General features: G+C 40.8%; 18 protein-coding genes, 1 tRNA gene and 1 pseudogene. 5 read left to right on the top strand and 15 right to left on the bottom strand.

What is annotated here, in order from left to right; translation table 11 throughout:
- The first annotated feature begins 152 nt into the window (after positions 1-152).
- Positions 153-588 (top strand): annotated as a pseudogene (locus J4G44_RS07265) (cytochrome b).
- A gap of 105 nt (positions 589-693) precedes the next feature.
- On the opposite strand, the gene J4G44_RS07260 reads toward J4G44_RS07265, so the two are convergent.
- The 11 genes from J4G44_RS07260 to efp all read right to left on the bottom strand — a co-directional run bounded on the left by J4G44_RS07260 (position 694) and on the right by efp (position 12331).
- A complete protein-coding gene (locus tag J4G44_RS07260; protein ID WP_096901064.1) occupies positions 694-1695 on the bottom strand; it encodes an adenosine deaminase in 1002 nt (333 codons plus the stop codon).
- Positions 1696-1794: 99 nt separating this feature from the next.
- Positions 1795-3117: an NCS2 family permease gene (locus J4G44_RS07255; RefSeq protein ID WP_096901065.1), complete on the bottom strand. Its 1323-nt coding sequence runs from the start codon at positions 3115-3117 to the stop codon at positions 1795-1797.
- Positions 3118-3535: 418 nt separating this feature from the next.
- A complete protein-coding gene (locus tag J4G44_RS07250; RefSeq protein ID WP_004971601.1) occupies positions 3536-3715 on the bottom strand; it encodes a hypothetical protein in 180 nt (59 codons plus the stop codon).
- Positions 3716-3831: 116 nt separating this feature from the next.
- The gene (locus tag J4G44_RS07245) at positions 3832-4320 is read right to left on the bottom strand and encodes an ABC transporter permease (protein ID WP_458363563.1); all 489 of its coding nucleotides are present in this window, start codon (positions 4318-4320) and stop codon (positions 3832-3834) included.
- 273 nt (positions 4321-4593) lie between these two features.
- Positions 4594-4670 (bottom strand) — tRNA-Val (locus J4G44_RS07240).
- A gap of 32 nt (positions 4671-4702) precedes the next feature.
- Positions 4703-6730 (bottom strand): transglutaminase TgpA family protein, encoded by a 2028-nt coding sequence (locus tag J4G44_RS07235; RefSeq protein WP_004971604.1) that lies wholly within the window; start codon positions 6728-6730, stop codon positions 4703-4705.
- Positions 6731-6735: 5 nt separating this feature from the next.
- Positions 6736-7644, bottom strand: coding sequence for a DUF58 domain-containing protein (locus J4G44_RS07230; RefSeq protein ID WP_167845921.1), 909 nt, complete (start codon positions 7642-7644; stop codon positions 6736-6738).
- A 7-nt stretch (positions 7645-7651) separates the two neighbouring features.
- The gene (locus J4G44_RS07225; RefSeq protein WP_207973954.1) at positions 7652-8611 is read right to left on the bottom strand and encodes an AAA family ATPase; all 960 of its coding nucleotides are present in this window, start codon (positions 8609-8611) and stop codon (positions 7652-7654) included.
- A gap of 157 nt (positions 8612-8768) precedes the next feature.
- Positions 8769-9074 (bottom strand): YbdD/YjiX family protein, encoded by a 306-nt coding sequence (locus tag J4G44_RS07220; protein ID WP_004971610.1) that lies wholly within the window; start codon positions 9072-9074, stop codon positions 8769-8771.
- Positions 9075-9084: 10 nt separating this feature from the next.
- On the bottom strand, positions 9085-11184 hold the full coding sequence (locus tag J4G44_RS07215; protein ID WP_004971612.1) for a carbon starvation CstA family protein: 2100 nt from the start codon (positions 11182-11184) through the stop codon (positions 9085-9087).
- Positions 11185-11761: 577 nt separating this feature from the next.
- Positions 11762-12331, bottom strand: a complete 570-nt coding sequence (gene efp, locus J4G44_RS07210) for an elongation factor P (protein ID WP_004971615.1) — start codon at positions 12329-12331, stop codon at positions 11762-11764.
- 312 nt (positions 12332-12643) lie between these two features.
- Between efp and epmB the strand changes: the two genes are divergently transcribed.
- The 3 genes from epmB to J4G44_RS07195 are packed head-to-tail and all read left to right on the top strand — an operon-like array spanning position 12644 to position 17525.
- Complete coding sequence (gene epmB / locus J4G44_RS07205) at positions 12644-13660, top strand: EF-P beta-lysylation protein EpmB (protein WP_096901068.1); 1017 nt, start codon at positions 12644-12646, stop codon at positions 13658-13660.
- 14 nt (positions 13661-13674) lie between these two features.
- Positions 13675-15420: a hypothetical protein gene (locus J4G44_RS07200; protein WP_004971620.1), complete on the top strand. Its 1746-nt coding sequence runs from the start codon at positions 13675-13677 to the stop codon at positions 15418-15420.
- Entirely contained in the window at positions 15402-17525 is a 2124-nt protein-coding gene (locus J4G44_RS07195) for an EAL domain-containing protein (RefSeq protein ID WP_004971622.1), read from the top strand. Before J4G44_RS07200 ends, J4G44_RS07195 begins: the two co-directional genes overlap by 19 nt.
- Positions 17526-17611: 86 nt before the next feature.
- On the opposite strand, the gene rpmE is transcribed toward J4G44_RS07195, so the two are convergent.
- The 4 genes from rpmE to J4G44_RS07175 form a co-directional block, all read right to left on the bottom strand.
- A complete protein-coding gene (gene rpmE, locus J4G44_RS07190; RefSeq protein WP_004971624.1) occupies positions 17612-17836 on the bottom strand; it encodes a 50S ribosomal protein L31 in 225 nt (74 codons plus the stop codon).
- A 203-nt stretch (positions 17837-18039) separates the two neighbouring features.
- Positions 18040-19038, bottom strand: a complete 999-nt coding sequence (locus J4G44_RS07185) for a bile acid:sodium symporter family protein (RefSeq protein WP_171062555.1) — start codon at positions 19036-19038, stop codon at positions 18040-18042.
- A 190-nt stretch (positions 19039-19228) separates the two neighbouring features.
- Positions 19229-19630: a lactoylglutathione lyase gene (gene gloA, locus J4G44_RS07180; protein WP_004971627.1), complete on the bottom strand. Its 402-nt coding sequence runs from the start codon at positions 19628-19630 to the stop codon at positions 19229-19231.
- Between the two features lies 1 nt (position 19631).
- Positions 19632-21830, bottom strand: coding sequence for an AmpG family muropeptide MFS transporter (locus J4G44_RS07175; RefSeq protein WP_096901072.1), 2199 nt, complete (start codon positions 21828-21830; stop codon positions 19632-19634).
- Between the two features lie 194 nt (positions 21831-22024).
- Between J4G44_RS07175 and J4G44_RS07170 the strand changes: the two genes are divergently transcribed.
- Positions 22025-24718, top strand: a complete 2694-nt coding sequence (locus tag J4G44_RS07170) for a Lon protease family protein (protein ID WP_179988345.1) — start codon at positions 22025-22027, stop codon at positions 24716-24718.
- Positions 24719-24783 lie beyond the last annotated feature (65 nt).

Genomic DNA, 24783 nt, shown 5'->3' with positions numbered 1-24783 from the left:
GCGCAAACTATTTATGAAATATCAACAGCCCCCTCAAGAACGCTATTTTTTTTGCAGCGTTGCAGATTTTCAACACTCCGTTGCAGGTGGATACTTTTTTCGCTACATGCTGTTGTTTAGCATGCAAGCACACTATTCGCCTGAAACACAACATGAACAGTTCTCATTCATATTACACCCGTACCGCACAAGTTTTACATTGGCTCATGGCGATTATTTTTATTGGTGATTCGCTTATTTTGGCGTTACACCCACCCTGCGCCACAACTGCCTGACAGCATGTCACCGTTGATGAAAACACTAGCGCATTTAGGACATCTAGGTCTGTATTTTATGCTGATTGCGATTCCAATCACGGACTGTTTGTTTAGCTGGAGCGTGGGTAAACCTGTGCCTGTGTTGTATTTATTTGAAATTCCAGCCTTGGTGGATAAGAACCCCGAACTATTAGCAATTGTTAAACCTGTGCATACTTATTTGTCATGGTTTGCAGGGGCAATGGTGGTTGGGCATATGCTTGCAGCACTTAAACATCACTTTATAGATAAAGACGATGTATTGCGTAGTATGACGCAACAAGGTAAATAATTTTTAAAGCTTGAGTTTAAAGCGATTCAAATCGTTCTCCCACAAAAAAGCAGCTTAAATTAAGCTGCTTTTTTGTAGTCTAAGCTAATCTAAATTCAGTTTAACTCATCCCAATGCTTGAATTTGCTCAATCCATTTTTGCTTTTCTTCAGCCGAAATAAATGAAGCTTCAAAAGAATTAACCGCCAATTGTTTTAATTCAGCATTGCTTAAATCTAAAGCTTGGCTAATAGCAACAAAGTTATCATTCATATAACCACCAAAATAAGATGGATCATCTGAATTAACTGTCACTTTAACACCCTGCTGCAATAAACGGCGGATGTTGTGCTGTGCCATATCATCCACTACGCATAGCTTTAAATTACTCAATGGACAGACCGTGAGCGGCATTTTCTCTGCAATTAGACGTTGCATTAATACAGGATCTTCTTCAGAACGCACACCATGATCAATACGGTTTACTTTCAGTAAATCTAATGCTTCCCAAACATATTCGGCTGGCCCTTCTTCGCCTGCATGTGCCACGACTAAAAAGCCTGCTTCACGTGCTTTGGCAAAGACACGTTCAAACTTTGAAGGTGGATGTCCAACTTCGCTTGAGTCCAAACCCACTGCGATAATTTGATCTTTATAAGGCAAAGCCTGTTCAAGTGTGGCAAATGCTGCATCTTCGCTTAAATGACGCAAGAAACACATAATTAAATTTGAACTGATGCCTAATTTTGTTTGCGCATCATCACAAGCACGTTGTAAGCCATTAATCACGGTTGCAAATGCCACACCACGCTCGGTATGGGTTTGCGGATCAAAAAACATTTCGGTATGTACCACACGGTCTTCAACACATTTTTCAAAATATGCCCAAGCCAAATCGTAAAAATCTTGCTCATGCACCAACACTTGTGCGCCTGCATAATAAATATCTAAAAAAGACTGCAAGTTATGAAAGTTATATGCTTGTTTGACTTCTTCTACGGACTGATAAGGGATGTCTATTTGGTTGCGCTGCGCAATGGCAAACATCAATTCAGGTTCAAAAGTACCTTCAATATGCACATGCAATTCTGCTTTAGGTAATGCACAGATTAGCTCAAGTTGATTCATGTTCTGTCCTTTTTGCTATTTTATGGGAGAATATTAAAAAATTGATCAAAATAAAAAAGGGTGCAAACTGAGTTTACACCCCTTTTCAGTTTAAGAATATTAACCGCCAAACATGGCAAATTTTAATGCCCAAAGTGCAGCAATAATCCACACCATATAAGGTACAGACTTGGCTTTGCCAGTGAGTAGTTTAATCAGCGCATAGCTAATAAAGCCCATAGCGATGCCATCGGCAATAGAATAAGTAAATGGCATGAACACGACTGTTAAGAATGCAGGCACGGCTTCGGTGATGTCATCCCAATCAATATGCACAATGCCTTGAATCATCAACACACCCACAAATAACAAGGCAGGTGCAGTCGCAAAACCTGGTACCGATTGCGCAAGTGGTGCCAAGAACAAACAGGCAATAAACAACAAGCCAACAATCACTGCGGTTAAGCCTGTACGACCACCCGCTGCAACACCTGCAGATGATTCAATATACGGCGTTGTTGAAGATGTACCCAATGCCGCACCTGCAACAATTGCAGAAGAATCGGCAAAAAGTGCTTTTTTCAAACGGGGTAATTTACCATCTTGCAACAAGCCTGCACGGTGTGAAACACCCACTAAAGTACCTGTAGAGTCGAATAAATCGACTAAGAAAAATACGAAAATTACGCCAATTAAACTTGCTGTAAATAGACCTTCAAAGTCCATTTGCATAAAAGTAGGTGCAATAGATGGAATTTCACCAACCACACCTTTAAATTCGCTTAAACCTAAAGCTGTTGAAATAGCAGTCAGCACCAAAATACTGATGATAATTGCACCACGTACTTTAAAGTGATGCATTACTACAACCATTAAAAAGCCAAGTAGCGCTAACAGTACTGATGGTTGTTTTAAGTCACCCAAGCCCACCAAAGTCGCAGGATTATCAACAATAACACCTGCATTTTTTAGGGCGATTAAAGCTAGGAATAAACCAATACCACCGCCAATGGCTAGTTTTAATGACATGGGAATGGCATTAACAATGGCTTCACGGATTTTAAACATGCTAATGGCAATGAAAATAATCCCTGATACAAAAACTGCAGCCAAAGCCGTTTGCCAAGGCACACCCATGCCTAAACAAACCGAGTAAGTGAAATAGGCGTTTAGCCCCATGCCTGGTGCGAGTGCGATTGGGTAATTGGCAACAATTCCCATCACCAAGCAGCCAATAGCTGCGGCTAAACAGGTGGCGACAAAGACAGCTCCATGATCCATTCCTGTTTCAGATAAAATCATCGGATTGACAATAATGATGTAACACATGGTTAAGAATGTGGTTACACCCGCCAAAATCTCGGTACGGAATGTGGTCTTGTTTTCGCTTAATTTGAATAAGCGCTCAAGCATTCCCGCTGAGGATGGATTAGGAGTCGTCATGACCTAGCCCCTGTAAATAAACTGAATTTGCAGCATGACGCAATTTTAAGTCAGCACTTAAAAGCCTGTGTCAGTTGCGGCAATGGATTTGCCCAATGAGCATGTAAAATTACATGAAAAAGATAAACTTAATTCACAATCAAGCATTTGATTTTATCAAAATCAAAAATTCGGAATGCTAAATAAAAAAGCCGCATAAATTTTATGCAGCTTTGTTCATCTTTTTTTTACTTCAGTCACTCTCAAAAGTAATGCCTTTGAGTTGTGATGAAGCAGTTTCAATTGGCAAATTATACCATAGGGATTTTTTAAAAATTCTAGTTTTTTGAATTAAAGATAAAATTTTACGATAAAGTGAAGCACACAAAAGTGTGATGAATAAAGCAATTACCACACATTATGTTAGAAATTTCTACGCTTATTCTGTGACTTGCAAAATCTGTGGTGTAGCCGCTTCTGTTTTTTCTAGCGATAAATTTGCAGATTCAGTCAAAACTCGGTTCAGTTCTGCCTGCTTTCGCGTTTCCTCTTCCAAGTAAACGAGATAACCTAATAAAACGACCAACACCACCAAAACTGGCACAAGAATGTGTTTCATGTCATTTACTTTTATTGAACAATTTTCATACATATTAGCAAAAATTATGCGCGGTGTAACTCTTAATACGCCCCAGTCAAAATTTGTGCTTCAGCGATCAAACTCAATCTATTACATTAAGCCATTGTATGAATGGTATTTTTAAAACGTTTCCAAGATACATAGAAAAATGTTGTTGCAATTGCGATTAACCATAGAAAGGAAGGCCAGACCACATCCAATCCTGCATTTCGGTATAAAATTGCTTGCGCCAATGTTACAAAATGCATTGTCGTTGCAATCAACATGATATTTTGAATAATTTCTGGCATGCTTTCTCGTGGTGTACTTGCCCCAGACAACATTTGCAAGGGAATCAGAATAAGCATCATCAGCAAACCGAATTGCGGCATCGATTTAGACACGGTTGCCATATATATACCCATTGAGGTTGTTGCAAATAAGGTCAGCAAGGCTCCAAAGAAAAATAACAGCAAACTTCCTTCTATGGGTACCTGTAATGCCCCCTGCACCACTACTTTTAAGCCTAAAAAAGCTGCTAAAAGCACCACAAGGCTCATCGATAAAACCTTTGCCAGCATAATTTCAAAAACCGTGACTAGCATAACCGTTAAATGCTTAATGGTGCCATGTTCTCGCTCACGAATCAGTGCACAAATGAAATGTGGAAAGAGGCTTCAAAGCTCTAGTGCAAAATAAAAACCAATTAGTGCAAAATAAGCCGAAAACTTACATGTGTACACCACTGTGTACATATTTTTAAACTATAAGCGAATTTATGTATCTTTAAGAAAAGCAATAAAAAAGCCCTAAATCGTTATAATTCAGAGCTTTATTACTTATATGAAGTTATGTAACAACATATAATTTTAATGTATTGGTAGGCATATCCAGACTCGAACTGGAGACCTCTACGATGTCAACGTAGCGCTCTAACCAACTGAGCTATACGCCTAAAGTGCTTCGCATCATATTCAGTTTTGATTTTTAAGACAAGTCCTTTCTGTGTTTTTTCAACACATCCGAGCAAGTTTTAAGCAAATCAAAAAACACCTGCTCTGAAACACGGTCATGTTCAGGCGCATAAGAATATTGTTGATAGCACACGCCTAAACGCTTAAATGCCTCTTGTTCATTTGCATCTACCTGCGCTGCTAAACGCTGCATCCACACACTCACTGTTTCTGCATCCTGTTTTTGCAACTGAGCGGGCAATCTTTTAGAAAATTTGTCTAAGGCACGATTTATGCGAGAACCTTGCTGACGTTTTTTCCAAAAAATCCAGCCAAAATACCCTGCTAAGATCATGAGAATACTTGAAACCAACACCGCTGCCAAAGCATAGTTTGAGTGCAGCCCTAAGCGTCCAAACCAGTGACGCTGTGACTCGGCATCATAACCCACGACCTTGCTTTGCCATTGATAACTTGCATAATCACTCCACACCCGTAAAGAACGAATAAAATTAGAATGTTGGTATTGCCACATTTGTGTGTCAGCACCCAAAACGGCCCGATCATCTGCCATTAGGTTTTGCATACCATCATCTATACGTTGAGGTGCAATGATGGCTGTCGGGTCTATGCGTACCCATTGTTGATTGAGCAACACTTCTGTCCAAGCATGTGCATCTTGCTGTCGTACTTCCCAGCTTTGTCCATCGGGTGCAAGTTCCCCACCCTGATAGCCCACGACTACACGCGCTGGAATCCCGACATAACGCATCAATAAGGCAAAACTTGAGGCATAATGTTCACAAAAACCTTGCTTACTCTGAAACAAGAATTCATCGACTCGGTTTTGTCCGAGCATTCCAGGTTTTAAGGTATAACTAAAGCCATTATTGCGATACCACTGCAATACATTCTGCACGTAGCGTTCAGGTTGTTGCTGACTTTGAGCAAACATCTGCAGGGCAAATTGCTGAGCTTTTGGGTCAGATTGCGTCTGTACCTGAACATTTAAACGCTGGCTAAAGCGTCGATAACGCTCGTTCTGTGCATCATCCCCTTGAATACGTGCGGATTCCCCAACCCACTGCAAAGCAATCGGTTGAATCCGACCATTTTGACGCTGTGGCACCATACTCCAATCACGGCGTAATACATAACCGTGTTGATTCGGTACAGATTTTTCCAGCGCCATAATCCACTGTGCACGTGGGTCTGCTGCAATATATTGATACTGAAAATCGACTTGCTCTGGCTGTAATTGTGCTGCCTGAACGGGTTGTTGATTGCTAAAATTGCTTGTCCATGTGCGACCATCATATTGATCAAGTACCATCGCCCGCCAATATAGTTTTGAACGTGGCGGCAGTTGCTGCATATTCCCCACAATACGAAATGCCAAAGCAGAAGATTGTGATAATTCGGCAATATCGCCTGGTGACATCGTGTCACTAATACCTGTCACGCCTTTGGCATCAGGAATAGGTACATGCCACAATGGCGGTAAACGTGGAAAGAATAAAAACAATAATAAAAAGAATGGCAAAGCGTATGCGATAAACTTGGCGACATTTTTAAGGTCATGCTTTGCATCTTGGCTGCTCGAATGACGCGACGCATAATCTGAAAATGCACTTTTTTGAATCCGATATAACCCAATTAAACAACTGATTAAACATAGAATGACCAACACGGTCATCCACATGCTTTGGCTGTATAAAAATGAACTGGCGCTCACAAAAAGCGCAAAATTAAATAAAATAATCAGGTCGCGCTGAGTATGACTTTCTAAAGCTTTGGCAAACAAAAAGGTGCTTAATAAGGCAACCCCTGCCTCTACACCAATCAGGCTTTTATAACTCAAATAAATGCTGGCTAAGGCACAACAGGTCAATCCATAAGTCCAAACTTTAGAAATACGCGCTGTCTTGTTTTTATAGTGAAGATACAACAGCAACAACATGAGTCCGAAAATGACACTCAATGCCACAGGGCTAAACAGCATGTGAGCAGCCAAAATTAAGATCAGGCTAAGCAGAATAGATTGCTGAATCGAATTGTGCATGATCATCAAGCCTGTGCCAAAAGAATTTTTGCCTGTTTCAACTGCCGCTCACCTACGCCTTTTTCAAGGGTCGCATGTGGCAAAAACATCGCATAATTCAACTGTTGTTGTTCACATTGCTCGGCCAAACCCATCATCAAACTTAATTTTTCTTCGTGGGTCGGTGCAGGCATGTGTTCATAGTGAATGTCGATACTCTGTTGATCCTGATATTGTTCAAAAACTTTGACATATAAGCCTTGCCCTCGTGCCGCTTGCTTCCACGACACAGCTTGCAAAGAATCGCCCAATTGAAAATCACGCAGCTCACGAAACTCGTCTAAATCAGGTTGAAAGCTGTGTTGATGCTGTTTATTCTCTGCGCTATACATGGCGGCTTTGGGCGCAACCCACGCGGTACGTGTCAAATTCAAATAAGTCCACGCACGTACCAAGCCAAAAGGATAAACCGAATAAATGTGTAAATGAGGGAAATTAAACTGCCCACGTTGCTCCGCAAAAAATGTCAATACATACTGCTGCTGGGTGTCTTGAATAAGAACCTTTTCTAATTGATGATTGGCTTTAATCCATAAATAGCGTGCCTGCGCGACCTCTTGTTTGAAATGCAATTGTAATTGCAATACTTCGCCCACTTGCCCAACTTCAGTAGTCACAATTTCTATCTCTAATTCATGCAACTGCTTAAAGGTCAAATAAAAGCTGATACATAAAATGGCACTGATCAAAAAGCAAAAGCCTAAAATCAGGTTATTGCCATAATTCACGCCTGCAATAAACGTGATCAAAATCAGCACTAAATACAGATAGCCCTGTTGGTAAATAAAAACCAAAATATCTTTTTGTTTTAAGGCCTTGTGTCGATCAAATTTAAAACGTGTCTTGATCCAGTTTTGCCATGCCTGCTTAAACATGCGTGTACTAACTCACTTTAACCTGTTGCATCACATACAAAGTTTCTGCCTCACTCAATCCAATACGATGTGCAGCAACTGCCACAAATACCGCTTGAATATCATCGGCAGTGACAAAACTACGTTGCTCAATTAGAGCATGTGCTTGTGCTGCTTTTTTCAATGCCAAAACACCACGGGTAGATAATCCGTGACGCGCTTTACGGGTTTCTGTGGCTAAGTCGAGTAAGTAATCTAGCGCGGTATCTGACACATAAATTTCCGTGACCAATTGCTGTAAATTTAAAATTTCTGTTTCAGTAAAAATATGGGCCAAACTGGCAATCAGCGCATGTCTGGAGTTTTGTTGCAGCAACATTTTTTCAGCAAAACGCGATGGATAACCCAAAGACAGACGCATTAAAAAACGATCAAGCTGTGATTCTGGCAGCGCATAAGTACCACTTTGAAATAGTGGATTTTGTGTGGCAATCACCCAAAAAGGTTGCGGCAAGCTATAACGCACACCATCCACCGTAACCGCGCCTTCTTCCATCGCTTCCAACAAGGCACTTTGGGTTTTAGGCGAACAACGGTTAATTTCATCTGCCAATAAAATTTGGGTAAAAATAGGGCCTTGCTTAAACTCAAATTGATGTTCTTTTTGATTAAACATATTCACGCCAATCACATCACTGGCCAGCATGTCATTGGTAAACTGAATACGCTGAAATTGCAGACCCGCCAAGTGCGATAAGGCACTCGATAAAGTCGTTTTACCTAATCCGGGTAAATCTTCAAAAAGCACATGCCCGCCCACCAACAAACAACTTAACGCCAATTTGGTCTGCTGTTCTTTATCTAAAATAATGGTATTAATTTCAGTCAAAAAAGCCTGAATTTTTCCAGCATAAGATTCAATCTGTGCATTGAGCTGTTGCTGCGCTTGCGTCAGTTGTTGTTTTTGAACTTTTTCTGTACCCCAAATCACAGTAAATCCCCTTATCCCCAATAAAAAACGGCGCATGTTTAAACATACACCGTTTTGCTAAATTTCCAAAGAAATCCTCGAGATATTCTAAACTGCCTAAAAAAGTAAGTTTTAAACAGCTCGTATCTCTATACGTTTCCATCGTGATACGGGATTAACACGGACACTTTTTCAAACCACCTTTTGCCGATGGATAACGCGCATCGACACAGTAGCGATAAAAAGTCTTCGGATCCATGGCTTCTAAATCTGGATGATGCTTACGCATGTGTTCCAAATAATTCTGATAATCGGGTACACCGACCATTAAACGAAAACTTTGTTGCAAACGCTGCCATAAAGTAGCGATACGCGACCAGTTTTTCGGATTCAGAATCAAATCCTTTTGCGACATGATGGTCATTTTAATGATGTTGTAAATCACCGTTTTACTCTGTTGGGCAAATTTAAGCTTAATCATGTGCTCACTCCTAATGACCACTATTCGGCTGAATCGTTTCAGGATCACGATAAATCGCTTCAGCTTCATGTACAGTTGGTGTTGGACTTGCCAAGGCACGACGAATCACCCCAATGGCAGCGAACAACATCACAAATGCCACAATCATAAAGAAACCACATAACACGGCATTAATTTGATTGGACATGACAATGGTTTGCATTTCAGTCACTGTTTTTGCAGGTGCTAAAATTTCATTGCGTTGAATTGCAGCATTGAAACGATCTGCTTGCGCCAAGAAACCAATTTTGGGATTGTCGTGGAAAATCTTTTGCCAACCTGCAGTCATTGAAGTAATGAACAAGAAAACTGTAGGGATAATCGTCACCCAAACATATTTTTCTTTTTTCATTTTAAACAGAATCACTGTACCTAAAATGAGCGCCATCGCTGCCAAAATTTGGTTACCAATACCAAATAGAGGCCATAAGCTATTAATACCGCCTAAAGGATCGACCACGCCTTGATAGACGAAGAAGCCCCAACCAGCCACCGCAACTGCTGTGCCAAGCAAGTTACCAAAGAAGTTATGTGAATTTTTCACTGCAGGAATAACAATACCTACAGTATCTTGCACCATAAAACGGCAAGCACGTGTGCCTGCATCTACTGCAGTTAAAATAAATAAGGCTTCAAATAAAATGGCAAAGTGATACCAGAATGCCATCATTGAGCGGTTATTAAAAATCTCGGTGATGATATGTGCCATACCAATTGCAAACGTTGGCGCACCACCCGTACGTGACAGAATCGAGCTTTCACCGACTTCTTTTGCCAAAATGGTTAAAGCCTCAGGAGTCACTACAAAGCCTAAATTTCGTACCGCTTCTGCTGCACTTTCCACCGTTGTACCTAAAACTGCAGTGGGTGCATTAATGGCAAAGTACACGCCTGGGTCTAGCACCGTGGCACAAATCATTGCCATGATTGCCACGAAAGACTCCATCAACATGCCGCCATAACCAATCATCCGAATGTCTTTTTCGTTATTGACTAGTTTTGGCGTCGTACCTGAAGACACTAAGGCGTGGAAACCTGAAATCGCACCGCAGGCAATGGTAATAAATAAGAATGGGAACAATGAACCCGCAAATACTGGCCCTGTACCATCAATAAAATGGGTCACCGCAGGCATCTTCATTTCAGGCATTGCAAACACAATCCCGACAGCCAAACCCGCAATAACACCAATTTTTAAGAACGTCGATAAATAATCACGTGGCGCCAATAACAACCACACTGGCAAAACTGAAGCAATAAAACCGTAGGCAATTAAACACCACGTTAATTCTGTGCCACTTAAAGTAAATAAAGGCCCCCAGAATGGATGCTGTGCAACATTTTCACCATAAATAATACCCATCATCATCAGGACAAAACCAATAATGGAAACCTCAGCAATTTTCCCCGGGCGAATAAAACGCATATAAATGCCCATGAAAATCGCAATTGGGATGGTGGCTGCAATACTAAATACGCCCCACGGACTATTGGTTAAAGCTTTCACGACAACCAAAGCGAGTACGGCAAGAATAATCACCATCACGCCCAGCGCACCCAGCATGACAATCACACCAGCAAATGAACCCAACTCTTGTTTTGCCATTTCTCCCAAAGAACGCCCATCACGACGTGTAGAAATAAACAAAACCAAAAAGTCTTGGACTGCACCTGCCAACACCACCCCTACTAAAAGCCAGATCGTGCCGGGTAAATAACCCATTTGTGCTGCAAGAATAGGCCCAACTAAAGGGCCTGCACCTGCAATCGCGGCAAAGTGGTGACCAAATAACACACTTTTATTGGTGGGCACATAATCTAAACCGTCAGCCAAACGATGTGCGGGCGTTAAGCGTCGCTCATTTAACTCAAATACTTTGGTGGCAATAAATAAACTGTAGAAGCGGTATGCAATGCTATAGACACAGACCGCAGCTAAAACTAACCAGACTGCATTGACGTGTTCGCCTCTACTGACTGCCAATATCCCAAAAGATACTGCACCCAATATAGCGACCAAAAGCCATATAATTTTTGAAGTCAGACCTGACTTCGGTTGAACTGTTTCCATGTCAATCTCTCTTCTTGTTACATTTTTTAAGCGTTACTTTTATTGTCGAGATTTAGGGGCTGTAGACACTTCGTCTATGTTTGCGACTACGCATATTTTTTAACTGATATAAGGCATGAGGCAGGAAATTTAGTCATTCTAAATGACTGACTCATAACGAAATAGCAGCAAAAAAATATGCTTGTCCTTCGCTGCGCCTTGCACTGCAAACAAAGCAGTGCTTGTTTTTGCTAAGGCTGTGGCTAAAACTTTCTCAGATTGCGTTATGAAACTTGGCAATAGTCTCGCTATTCCCTGCGTTTCATGCCTGATCTGCTCAGTTTTAGCCTACAGCGCAAGCCATTTATGAAATGTCTACAGACCCTTGCTTTAATTCCTAAATCCTTGGTTGATCCTGCTCCTTTTATTTTGATGTCTGCTGCCCTTACATCCATAGTGTGCGCTACCGTACACTTAAATGGAGCACCAACAGTTTCCTATACTTTTCACCTATTCTTTTACCACATAATCAAATCAACAAAAAAGGGGGATGACGCGAATCATCCCCCTCTTTTACTTATGATTTATCAATAAATCATTATGCGCGTTCTAGGTATTCACCTGTACGTGTATCTACACGAACGCTTTCTTCTTGCTGTACGAATAAAGGAACACGTACCACTGCACCTGTTTCTAATTTCGCTGGTTTACCGCCACCACCAGAAGTATCGCCACGTACACCCGGATCAGTTTCGACAATTTTTAATACCACGAAGTTTGGTGCGTTTACAGTTAAAGGCACACCGTTAAACAACATAATGGTACATTTTTCGTTTGAATCATCTTTTAACCATTTTGCAGCATCGCCCATTGCGGTTTTGTCAGCAGCAATTTGCTCAAAAGATACAGGATCCATGAAGTTCCACATTTCGCCATCGTTGTAGAGGTATTCCATTTCTACTTCTACAATGTCAGCTGCTTCTAGTGAATCACCAGACTTAAATGTTTTTTCTAAAACTTTACCAGAACGAAGGTTACGAAGTTTTACGCGGTTAAACGCTTGACCTTTACCTGGCTTTACATATTCATTTTCCATGATTGAACATGGGTTACCATCAAGCATAACCTTAAGGCCTGACTTGAAATCATTCGTAGAATAATAGGCCATGACTGGCACACTCCAAACTGACTAACTTAACTATTTATGTTACAAAGCAAATGACCAACGCAGCTTTGCGATGCTCGCCATCTTGCAACATCTTTTTTCATCGGACGTATTGTAAATGAGCAAGCCATAACGAAGCAATGAAAATCCACTACCGATCACCTCAAGATATCGGTAAAATCAGCTGTTTTGTAATGATTCTGATTCAAAGCGATTAATCATTCGCGGCATTCACGCTCAATGAACAAAGAATTCATCTACGCTAAATAGATGTGTACTTGGTTCCTTTCACCTCATATTTAAATCTTTTCTGGCATGATCAACTACCTGTACCAAGAACAAAACTGGCAATCTCAACTCAGTGACTTGATCACCGACCCACGCGAATTGTTAAATATTTTAGAGCTGTCTGAACAGCAGTTGCTGTCAGGTGCTTTACTGGCATCCAATCAGTTTAAATTGCGTATCCCGCGTGCATTTGTGGCCAAAATGCAAAAAGGCAATCCACTCGATCCTTTACTGTTACAGGTTCTGCCACATCATTTAGAACTGGAAGATCATCCTGGATTTGTGACCGACCCTTTGGGTGAGGAACAAGCCAATCAACAACCTGGAGTCTTACACAAATATAAATCACGCTTTTTGCTGACCTTGACTGGTGCTTGCGCAGTACATTGTCGTTATTGTTTCCGCAGGCACTTTCCTTATCAGGAAAATCTGCCAAAAACTGAAGACTGGGACAATATCCGTAATTACATTGAAAGCCAGCCCGATATTAATGAAGTGATTTTAAGTGGTGGCGACCCACTCACTTTGTCAAATCGTAAATTAAATATCTGGATTGAGCGTTTAGCGTCTATTCCACAAATAAAATTTTTGAGAATTCATTCACGAGTTCCGATTGTTATTCCCAACCGTGTCGATGAATCGCTGATTTCCTTACTAAAAAATAGTAGGCTGCGTATTATTCTAGTGGTACACTCGAACCACGCATCAGAATTAGATGACTTTACCTGTTCGCAACTTGCCAAGTTAGTCGAACAAAACATCACCGTTCTGAATCAAGCAGTCTTATTAAATGGGGTCAATAATTCTGCTCAGGTCTTGGTCGATTTAAGCTATCGTCTTTTTGATGCGGGGGTGATGCCTTACTATTTACACGTGTTAGATAAAGTAAAAGGAGCGCATCATTTTGATTTAATGCCGCAAGACATTGATCACATCTATAAAGAGCTTTTAGCGAACTTACCCGGCTATTTAGTTCCTAAACTCGTTAGGGAAATTGCGGGCGAAAAAAACAAGACACCGCTTTTTGGGGTTTCAACTTATTGAGTTAAATAACAATCATGAATATGAATACTTCAGATCTTTTTCTGGTTCCCAGCGAACTAAAGCTGGAGCAATTGAGTTTTTGTCAAAATACGGTTAAAAGCATTCAGGCATGGGCAGCGGATTTATCCATTTTACAATTGGGTGATTCTTCCCAAGCTCTATTTAATGCACTTTTAGAAATTTCAGAACTGAAATGTCAGGAAACATTACGTTTTGACTTAATTCAAGCTATTCATCCGACACTTGAAAATGTGCTTACCAGTCTGGAAAAGCATTTTTTCAACCAGGCTTTGATTAGTAATGACCGCAACGATCATATTATTGAACTCGCGCTGTTATTACGCAGTCATTTCGCCAAAGTCTATATTAATATTTCCCGACGTAGCCACCAACAACTCACCCAACAAAAATTTTCTTTATTTGCCTTTAATTTAAAAAAGAACTTACAAACTGCACGAGTTCTATCTAGCTATTATGCTTTACAACAATTAGCTCTACTGCGCTATCAACAACACATGCTTTATAGCCACGCCTTGCCAAATCAGTGGTTAATTGCACACCAACTTTTAGATACAGCCATTCAACAACATTATTATTTAAATAATATTAATCAGTTACAAGGCACACAACATCAACTGATTAATATTGCTCAAGCCTATGCACAGCTGATTTTATTGGAAATTTTCAATACCCATCAAATTCGACCTGCAGAAATTCAAGGCTTATATCTCTGTAGCTTTGATTGGGCAAAACTGATTCAAGTTTTACCCAAAGAAACGACGCTTTCACGTTATGTGGTCGATGCAAGCAAAGATCATCCACCTATTTACAATACGCACCAAAGCCAAGGTTTTCATGCCAATATTTTTATTGCAACTCAACCCCTACTCGATCATTTAAATGAAGTTCAAGGTCGTAAAGGTGAACATTTATCACGCAATGAAAAGCTATTCTTAACCCCTGCTTTGCATTTCCATTTGCACAATATTTTGACCAATACAGCAGAACGTGTGCATGAGCGTTATGAATATTCGGCACGAATTAAAATTTGCTTTGGTTTGACTGTGGCACATTTTTATCTGTCTAATGGTAAAAACTTCAATGAAACGCTGGCTTTGGGCGATAACTACCAATTCCAGAATGAAAGCCAGTTTATCAATGCCATGCATACCAACTCTACGGTAGATATTAGCGCTGTTAAAACCTTAGACCGTGAAGCCAAACAAATTTACAATGCCGATGTTTTAGATATTAGTGTCAATGGCTATCGTATTAAATGGACGGGTGAAACACCGAAAAACCTTAAAACAGGTGAATTTATTCTGGTTCAGGAAAATAGCCAAAGTCCGTGGCGTGGTGGTGTCATTCGCTGGATTAAACAATCTGCTGAAAAAAGCTTAGAACTTGGCTTGGAAATTTTAACCCAAGATATTTACCCTTGTGCTGTTTTTGTTAAAACAGATCGGCATACAGGACATTATCATCCAGCATTATTGGTACAAAGTACGCAGGTCAATGAAGTCAATACCTCATTGATTTTGCCAAGTCTGCAATTATTACGTGACAAACAAACCGTACAGCTACGTTTAGGTGAAGAAGAACTAAAAGTGTTCTTAATTAAGCCGTTATTGATTACCCAAAGCTTTATGCGCTTTGATTTTGAGTTGTTGAATGACCAACAACAGCCTTTACTTGATGGTTTTATTCAGAAACAAGTGAATGAAGTTAAAAATCACGATTTATGGGAAGCATTAAAGTGAGAAATCCATTATTGTCTAAAAAGCTCAAACGTACCGAAACACGTTTACTCATAATCGATGACAACCAAATACGTTTTAATCAAATTTGTGAACAACTCACTGCAAATGAGCACCGTGTTCAGGCTTATCTATTAGATGACATTAAAAACTTTGAAAAACAATTACATTTAACTTGGGATTTGGTGATCTTTGGTCGTGCTTATGACCTAAAAGTCGATCAGGCACTCACTTTAATTCGTGCATCACAGCAACCAAATTTACCGCTACTTTTGCTCAAACCAGACGATTACGATGCCACGCAATACACCAGTTATGTGCGCAAAGGCATCTATGACATTATCAATTTAGATTACCCCGAACGCTTCTATTTTGGCTTAATTCGCGCACTGTCTTTTAGTCGCTTACAGCAGTCACAAGAACAACTTATGACTGAACTGGAAAATGCACAATCACAAGCTCAGGCGTTGGTCGAAGACAGTAGCAAAGCAGTAGCCATTATTCAGGAAGGAATTCATGCACAAGCCAATGCTGAATATTTACAGCTATTTGGTTTAAAAAGTGAAGATGACCTTATTGGCTTGCCATTATTGGATTTATTGCAACCGCAAGATATTACAGATTTTAAATTCCGCTTTAAGAAAGTCAGTCAAGGACAATTTGAACACGGCCGTTTTGATATTCATAGCCAAAACCCGCTTCTGGCAAAACAAAACCCGCTCAAAATTGAATTTGTTGGAGCAGCTGACGACGCCATACAAATCACCATAGATATTGAAAATACGGCGCAAAATACTGTCCCTGCTCAAACGACAGCAGACAAAGCAGCGGCAAAACCAAGCACATACCAATTGGTAAATCGCACTTTAGCCAAACAGCCTTCTAGTGCCAATGCTTTGGTGGTGTTTTCTTTGGCGAACTGTCCTGAATCAATTTTCCAAGCCGACTGGCAAACCACAAAAAATTACTTTACCAACATTCAAAATTTTTTAAAAGAACAGACCAATGTACCATTATTTAATGTGAGTAATGGTTTAGTGGTTGGTTTGTTCCAAGCAGAATCGCCTGCAATTTTAGAATCGAAACTGATTGGCTTAAATTCACTCACGAAACCGCAATTACTTACGGTAGATCAACATACTTACCCACTTAATTTGCGTATTGGTTATGTGCCATTCACTCCAGACATTCAAAATGAAAGCAGTTTTGAGCAACTGATTAGCCAAGGTTTTGCCAACGCATTACCACAACAGCAAGAACAACATAACTCAGGTTTAACCTTAGACTTGTCCTTTGGTGAATCTAACTTAAATGTAATTGAATCTGCTGCAGCTGTACCACAATCGTATAGTGAATCTGCGATTATTGCAGCGATACGTCAAAGTCTTGATCGTGGTGAAATTCATCTGAAGTATCAACAACTTTATGATAAGCAAGACACCAATTTATATACCTATGAAGTAACTAGTGGCTTTATTTTCAATAGTGAATGGAAATCACTGACAGGCTTAATAGATTTGGCTGAAGACCCAGAATTATCCATTAAACTGGATCGTTGGATTTTGGTCGAAGCTTGTAAACAATTGCACAACTTCATCACCCAATATCCTGAAGCGAAGCTGATTATCAATTTAAACAAATTTGTTTTATTACAAGACCGCAGCTTCCCTGAGTTTGTGTCTAAACTGATAACGATTATTGGTAGCCGCCTCAGCCATCCATTAATTTTGCAATTCTCTGAAGAAGACATCAGCCAAAACTTAGGTGATGCGCAGAAACAAATCAGTTTATTACGTCAGCACGGCGCTGAAATTTCTCTGCGTGATTTTGGTCATTCGATTTATAGTGAATCTATCTTGAAACAAGTCGATATTCACTACTTGACCTTGCACAGTGCACTGACTGAAAAACTGGCTGCTGATGACTCGACGCAAGAATTACAGGAACAATTGAGCATTTATAGTGAAATTAAACCTGTAGAAGTGTTATTGCGTGACTTAAATGATATGAACCTGTTTGCGAATGCGTGGAATGTCGATGCGCGCTTTATTCAGGGTGATTATTTCCAGAAAAAACTCGATCATTTAATTGATGTGCAAGACCAATAAGGTCTTGTGCATTAGGGTCTATTTGTAGACCCTAAAATTTAAGGCACAAAAAAACGGGCAATTGCCCGTTTTTTTCGTACTGGATATTAACGTTTGATAGAACGTGACATACCAGCAAAACGTTGTTTGAACTTGTCGATACGACCGCCAGTGTCAACGTTCTTTTGCTTACCAGTGTAGAACGGGTGGCATGCAGAACATACGTCAAGATAAAGAGTTTCTTTACCAACTGCTGAACGAGTTTCGATTACGTTACCGCAAGAACAAGTTGCAACTAATTTTTCATATTTTGGGTGAATATCGGCGCGCATCGTCGATTACTCCTAAGATTTAAGAAGGCTTAAGCTGTCATCGCAATTGGTCACTCTCATTAAAAAAATGAGGACATGCTTTAAAAGCAGACCAACACCACAACAGACCATTCTTTTGGCCCACCGAGACGGATACCGTCAGAGCTAAGCACAACAAGTTGGGCAATATTATACGGAATAAAATATTTTAAAGCTAATTATTCTTAGGAATTTAATTCCTGAGGTTCAGTCGAATCGGGCTGCTTTTCGAGATAATTGGCTATCACACCGCACACCATCAACTGAATTTGATGGAAAATCATGATCGGTAAAACAATCATCCCCAACGGCTGCCCAATAAATAAAATTTGCGCCATCGGTACACCACTGGCTAAGGTTTTTTTGGAGCTACAAAAAAATGCGGCAATTTGGTCTTCACGTGCAAAACCCAACCATTGCGGCACAACCCACGCCAACCACATCACAAGGGTCAATAACACGGAACAAGCAATAATCAACAGCAATAAAGTCATACCACTAACTTGATGCCACAATCCTGCTACCACTGCCCCACTAAATGCACCATAAACCACCATCAAAATCGAACCCTGATCAAATACCTTGACCAGCTTTGGTAATTTCAACATCTGAGGAAAAACATAAGGACGTAATAACTGCCCCAAAATAAATGGCACCAATAACAATAAAGTAATTTGAATAATCGAATTTGTCGGGTCAAAACCGTGTTCAGACTGCCCTAAAATAAAGATGCCTACTAAAACTGGGGTAATAAACATCCCAATTAAATTAGAGAATGACGCACTGCAGACTGCGCTGGCAACATTGCCTTTTGCCACTGACGTAAAGGCAATTGAAGATTGCACGGTTGAAGGCAAAAAGCACATGAACAAAAAGCCCCAATACAGCTCCTGCCCGAGCATTGGCACTAGAATTGGCTTTGCCAGCAAACCTAAAATTGGGAATAACGCAAAGGTAAAAGTAAATACCAACGCATGCAATTTCCAATGCATCATGCCCTGAATGACAGCTTCACGTGATAATTTCGCCCCATGCAAAAAGAATAAGATTGCAATGGCAACTGTCGTAATCACACTAAAAACTTCGGCTGCTTGCCCTGACACAGGCACGACACTGGCGAGGATGACCATCACAAACAAAAGAATGGTAAAGCGATCCAATGCCAATAACTTCAACATAAACACATCCTGTATATTCTTTTACTGTTGCAAAAAAGCCCAGCAATTTTTACCTTTCGATAAAGGTATATTACTGAGCAATATTCAAAAAGCGAGCATTTTCAGGCGATGTTCAATATTTTCAAAATGAATACTGAACAACATTCAGTTTATTGCGCCATAAAGGTTTGGTTTTTACTGCTTCACTGATGAAGACTTAGTTATTACGTGCGTTCTGATCTTGCTGAATCAATTCAACTTTATAACCATCTGGGTCTTCAACAAAAGCAATGACAGTTACACCACCTTTCATTGGCCCTGCTTCACGTACCACATTGCCGCCGCGCGCTTTAATTTCTTCACATGCTTTGTAGGCATCGTCTACCGCAATTGCAATATGACCATAACCATTGCCCAAATCATAGCTGTCTGTATCCCAGTTATGCGTCAACTCCAAAACGGTGTGATTTTCTTCATCGCCATAGCCTACAAAAGCAAGGGTAAAACGACCTTCTTCATAATCACGCTTACGCAGCAAAGTCATGCCTAAAACTTCTGTATAAAATTTTAATGATTGCTCTAAATTACCTACACGTAACATGGTATGCAGCATGCGCATGTCATTCATCCTTTTGTTCAATCGGTTTTGCTTGTATGTGTTGATGGTCACGTAACAATTTCGCCACCCACACCACTAAAATTAAAATAGGGATTCCAATTAATGTGGTCATGAGGAAAAAGTTTGGATAACCAATATTGGTCACTATAGTACCTGAATAACCACCTAAAATCTTAGGAGTCAAGGTCATGAGTGAGCTAAAAATTGCATATTGCACAGCAGTAAATGACACACTGGTTAAACTGGATAAAAATGCGATAAAAGCCGCGCCCGCTAAACCTGAAGCCAAGTTATCGACAATAATCGCAAAATATAACCATGCTGTGCTATATGGCTTAATCACCTTGCCCTGAATTTCAACCATATTGTTTGAAGATGATTGAACGATCGGCAAAGGTTGTATATCTACATCCAAAGCATTGCCTTCATGTGTGTTTAAATCGACCTGATAGGTTTGGCTGTGTTGTTGTACTGTTTGCTGTCCATTTAATAATACGGCTTGCAGTTGTTTACTTGGTGAGTCTGCCAAAAGCTGCCCTGCAATCGCTGCCGTAAAAATTCCTTGTGCATCTAGTTTTGCATCAAAATTTTGACCATCTAGCTGCAGTACAATTTTTTGCTGTTCGGTTAAGGCAGGCCCTGCATATTGCCCACGTACGACAATACTGTTGCTGGCTTCATTTTCGCTAATACGATTATCCGAAGTCAGTGGTAAAAACTGGAGTTGTGCAGTTTCAATCTCAGTTTGGTGCAAATACGGCATCGACACTAAACGTGACGGCGTATCGCCCGTTTGGTATTGCGCACGTACCTGAATTTCATCCTGTGTTGCTAAAACCTGACTAGGCACAGCCACTTTCCAATATCCAACTTCATCGGCCTGGGTTTGATATTGTTGCTGCCCCACAGAAACTTGCACATCGCTCAGTTGCTGTCCTGACTTCACCAGACCAATAAAAATAAGATTGGTGGATGATGCCAACACCGCGCCAACAAACATTAATTTCATAATGTTCATACGCTGTGCCAGTAAACCGCCCAAGAAGCCACCCACTAAACTGAAAATGACCCCATAAACCTTAACCGCTTCGGCAATTTGTTCTTTGCTAAAGTTCAAATCCTGATAGAACACATTGGAAATTACACCTGCAATAATGTCTGAAACTCGATAAAAACCAATCAAGAGTAATAACACCAGTGCCAGTTTCATGCCGTAGCGTTTAAAGAAATCTGCAACAGGATGCACCCATGTTTCAAATGCCATCTGTTTATTGACTGCGCCCAATTTGACCAAAATTGTGCCCATGCCTACAGCAGCCGCACCCGATGCAATAAAACGTAAAGCTTCTATAGAAAATAATAAAAATGCATCTTTGAGTTGGAATTGTTGTTTTAAGGCTTCGGTAAAATTACCCGAAAAGACGTAGCACAATACAAAACTGAATACCGCAACAAAAAACACCGTAACCAGACGAAAATAGTCGCGTCGTTGATAATGCTTGCTGACCCGATTCACTTGCGGCTCACGAATCACCAAAGTCGTGATAATGCCAATCAGCATCACCGCAGCCATCGCCAAATAGGTAATTTTCCATGCACTATAAATATAGTTGCCTTTGGCTGTACCTAACGAGGCTGCCAAAAATAAAGCACCTGCCCCTGCGACAATCATCCCAATGCGATAGCCCGCGTTATAGGTCGATGCCAACACGGTTTGCATTTGAGTTTCAGCCAGTTCGATACGGTAAGCATCAATCACAATATCTTGCGTGGCTGCAGAAAAGCCCAGTAATACTGCACCCAATGCCATTTGATATAAATGCGCCTGTCCCAAAGCTGGGTCAGAAAATGCCATCACCGCAATTGCACAAACAATTAAACATTGGGCGATGAGCAGCCATGCCCGACGTCGCCCCAGTTTTTTGGTTAAATAGGGTACGGGTAATTCATCAATTAATGGTGCCCAGACAAATTTAAAGGAATAACCCAAGGCAGCCCAACTAAAGAAAGTGACCGCACTTTTGTCAATGCCTGCTTCGCCCAACCACAAAGATAGACTGGAAAAAATCAGTAAAATTGGAATACCTGCAGAGAAGCCCAAAAACAGCATGATCAGCGCACGACGGTCTAAAAATGCCGTAAATGCTGCTTTCCACCCTGTATTTTGTGCTGAAGTTTGCCCAGTCTGTTGTGTGGTCATTCGATTATTATTTTCTATCAAGTCAAATTGTTGTTATTCAATCGCGGAATAGCTTCTGTTTCAACAGTATTTATGAAATTATCCACAACAGCCTTGTCATTTTGTAGTAAAAATTACGGCTTAGCTTGAATTTTCCGCTTAAACCTGTATACCTTTAAACTTCTAACTGCAATATTTCGTTTTGGATTTCTACAGTGACCCAAAGACTTGATCAAATCACCCCATCAATGACAACCAACACAACAACAGCAGCGCAAGATGAACAACAACCGCTTCTCAGCTCTGCCTTTGAACAAAGCGAAATACAAACGACTTTAGAAAATACACGACTCAAAGCAACACAACTAACCCATATTCCAAATTACGATAACATTCCCGCTTCGACCCGACGCATTAAACCGCTGAATAATTTTTTAGGACAAGATCGGGCACGCGCTTCGGTGGAAGCAGGTATTTCCCTGCCATATTCTGGCTACAATATTTTTGCAGTGGGTACGGCGGGATTGGGCAAACGTACCATGGTCAAGCGTTTGCTGCAGCAACATGCCAAGAGCATGCCCACACCGAATGACTGGGTTTATGTCAATAATTTCAAACACCCGCGCCAACCGATTGCCTTGCAACTGCCTGCAGGTCAAGCGCCTAAATTTCAAAGTTTGTTACATCAAACTTGGCAAACTATTTTAAAGCAACTCGAACGTCGCTTTACCGCAGAAACCTATCACAACCGCATTGAAATGATTCGTCAGCAAGCGGGTGATGAACAGCAACAAGCCTTAATTGAGCTGACCAGTGAAGGTGAAGAACTCGATTTAAAACTGATTGCGCAGGAAGATGAACATTGCTTTGTACCCGTGCATCTGAAAAATGACAAAATGCAGGAAATGTCTAAGGAAGATATTAACGCCTTGGACAGCAAAACCCGTGCAGAAATTGCGTCCAATATTCGTTATATGAATAAAAAACTGGAGCGTTTGGGTTTGCATTTAGGCGATTTAGAAGATGACGCACGTGACAAAGTACAAGACCTGAACCGTGATATTGCCAAACAAGTGGTAATGCCACGCATTGATATTATTCAAAATAAATATCCTAGTGTCGAAGGTTTGACTGAATATTTACAATACTATGCCGAAGATATTATTAATAATGTCGAGTTTGTTTTAGAACAGGAAGAAGATGATTTCCGTCCTGGCACCTTTAGCCGTATTCCTGCGCGCTACCAAGCCAATATTATTGTGACGCACAAACCCAACAGCGGTGTACCTGTTATTTTTGAAGATTTTCCAACCCATTACAATTTATTGGGGCATGTAGAACAACTCACGCAAAACGGCACCATTACCACTGACTTCACCTTAATTCGTGCAGGTAGCTTACATAAAGCCAATGGCGGCTTTTTGATGCTCGAAGCAGAGCAGTTACTGGAACAGCCTTATGCATGGCAAGGACTGAAACGCGCTTTAAAATCGGGGCAATTGAAACTTTCATCTTTGGAACACATGCTAACTTTAACAGGCAGCATTTCAATTGAACCACAAGCCATTCCACTAAATATTAAAGTGATTTTACTGGCAGAGCCTGAAATTTATTATGAAATTTTAGAGCTAGAACCCGAACTTGGCAGCGTGTTTAAAATCCGTGCCGACTTTACCGATACATTACAACGTAATGACGAAAACGAGCAGGCATATATGCAGCTGATTGCCGACTATGTGCAATCTGACAAATTATTACCATTTGACCGTTCTGCTTTGGCAGCTTTACTTACTGACTCAAGCCGTCAAGCTGAAGATCAAAGCTCCCTCTCCTTACATGCCCTCACCTTGGGGGATTTAATTCGTGAATCGCATCACCATGCGGCACAGGCGGGCGATAAAACGGTTTCCGAACAGCATATCAATACCGCACTGGATCATCGCAAATATCGCTTAGGCTATTTAAGAGAACTGTACTGGCAAGATTTATCACGCGGTACGCAGTTAATAGAAACTCGCGGACATCGTTTAGGGCAAATTAATGCCCTGTCGGTCATTCACTATGCCGATGTCGAGTTTGGCTTACCTTCGCGCTTAACCGCCTCAGTCTATCAAGGCGGCGGCGATATTTTAGATATTGAACGCAGTGTTGAACTTGGCGGTTCTTTACATGCCAAAGGCGTGTTGTTGATGGCCAGTTTCCTCAAAGCACATTTTGGCCGTGAGCAAATTTTACATTTTTCTGCTGCCCTTGCCTTTGAGCAAAGTTATGGTCAGGTTGATGGTGACAGTGCAACAGTGGCAGAGCTTTCTGCTTTGATTTCTGCAATCAGCCAACTACCTATTGACCAATCTTGGGCCATTACAGGCTCCATGAACCAACTTGGTCAAGTACAGCCAATTGGTGGCGTGAATGCAAAAATTGAAGGTTTCTTTGATGCCTGCAAACTGCAAGGTTTAACTGGCAAGCAAGGCGTGATTATTCCGCGTCAAAATATGCAGCACCTCATGTTACGTAAAGACGTGATTGAAGCCGTAGAACAAGGTCAATTCCACATTCACGCCATTGATACCATTGATCAGGCCTTAGAAATTTTAATGGCACGTCCTGTGGGTAAACTCACTAAAAAAGGACGTTACAGTAAAGGTTCAATTTACGCTGCAGTGATGGAACAACTTGAGTATTGGCAAGCCATTGAAGATGGTGCCGAAATTGAAGAAGAGCCGAAGAAAAAGAAAAAGTCCAAGAAAGAAAAGGACAAAAAGGACTCAGAGAAAAAGGACAAAGCGCAAAAAGCCAAGAAAAAACAGAAATCGGCTGAACCATCTGATGCGGCAACTTCTGATGAAGTCACTACCGAATCGGCTGAAATAGTTGAACTTGCAACTGAAAGCCCTGCGGTAAACTAAACGCAGTAATTCGAGTCAGCTATTCAAGTTAATTCTAGATATAAAAAAGCGCCAAGGCGCTTTTT

The sequence above is a fragment of the Acinetobacter towneri genome, assembly GCF_017498585.1.
GTDB classification, from domain to species: Bacteria; Pseudomonadota; Gammaproteobacteria; order Pseudomonadales; family Moraxellaceae; genus Acinetobacter; species Acinetobacter towneri.
Note: the sequence above shows the minus strand (reverse complement) of the source record. Positions and strands in the feature narration are given on the sequence as shown.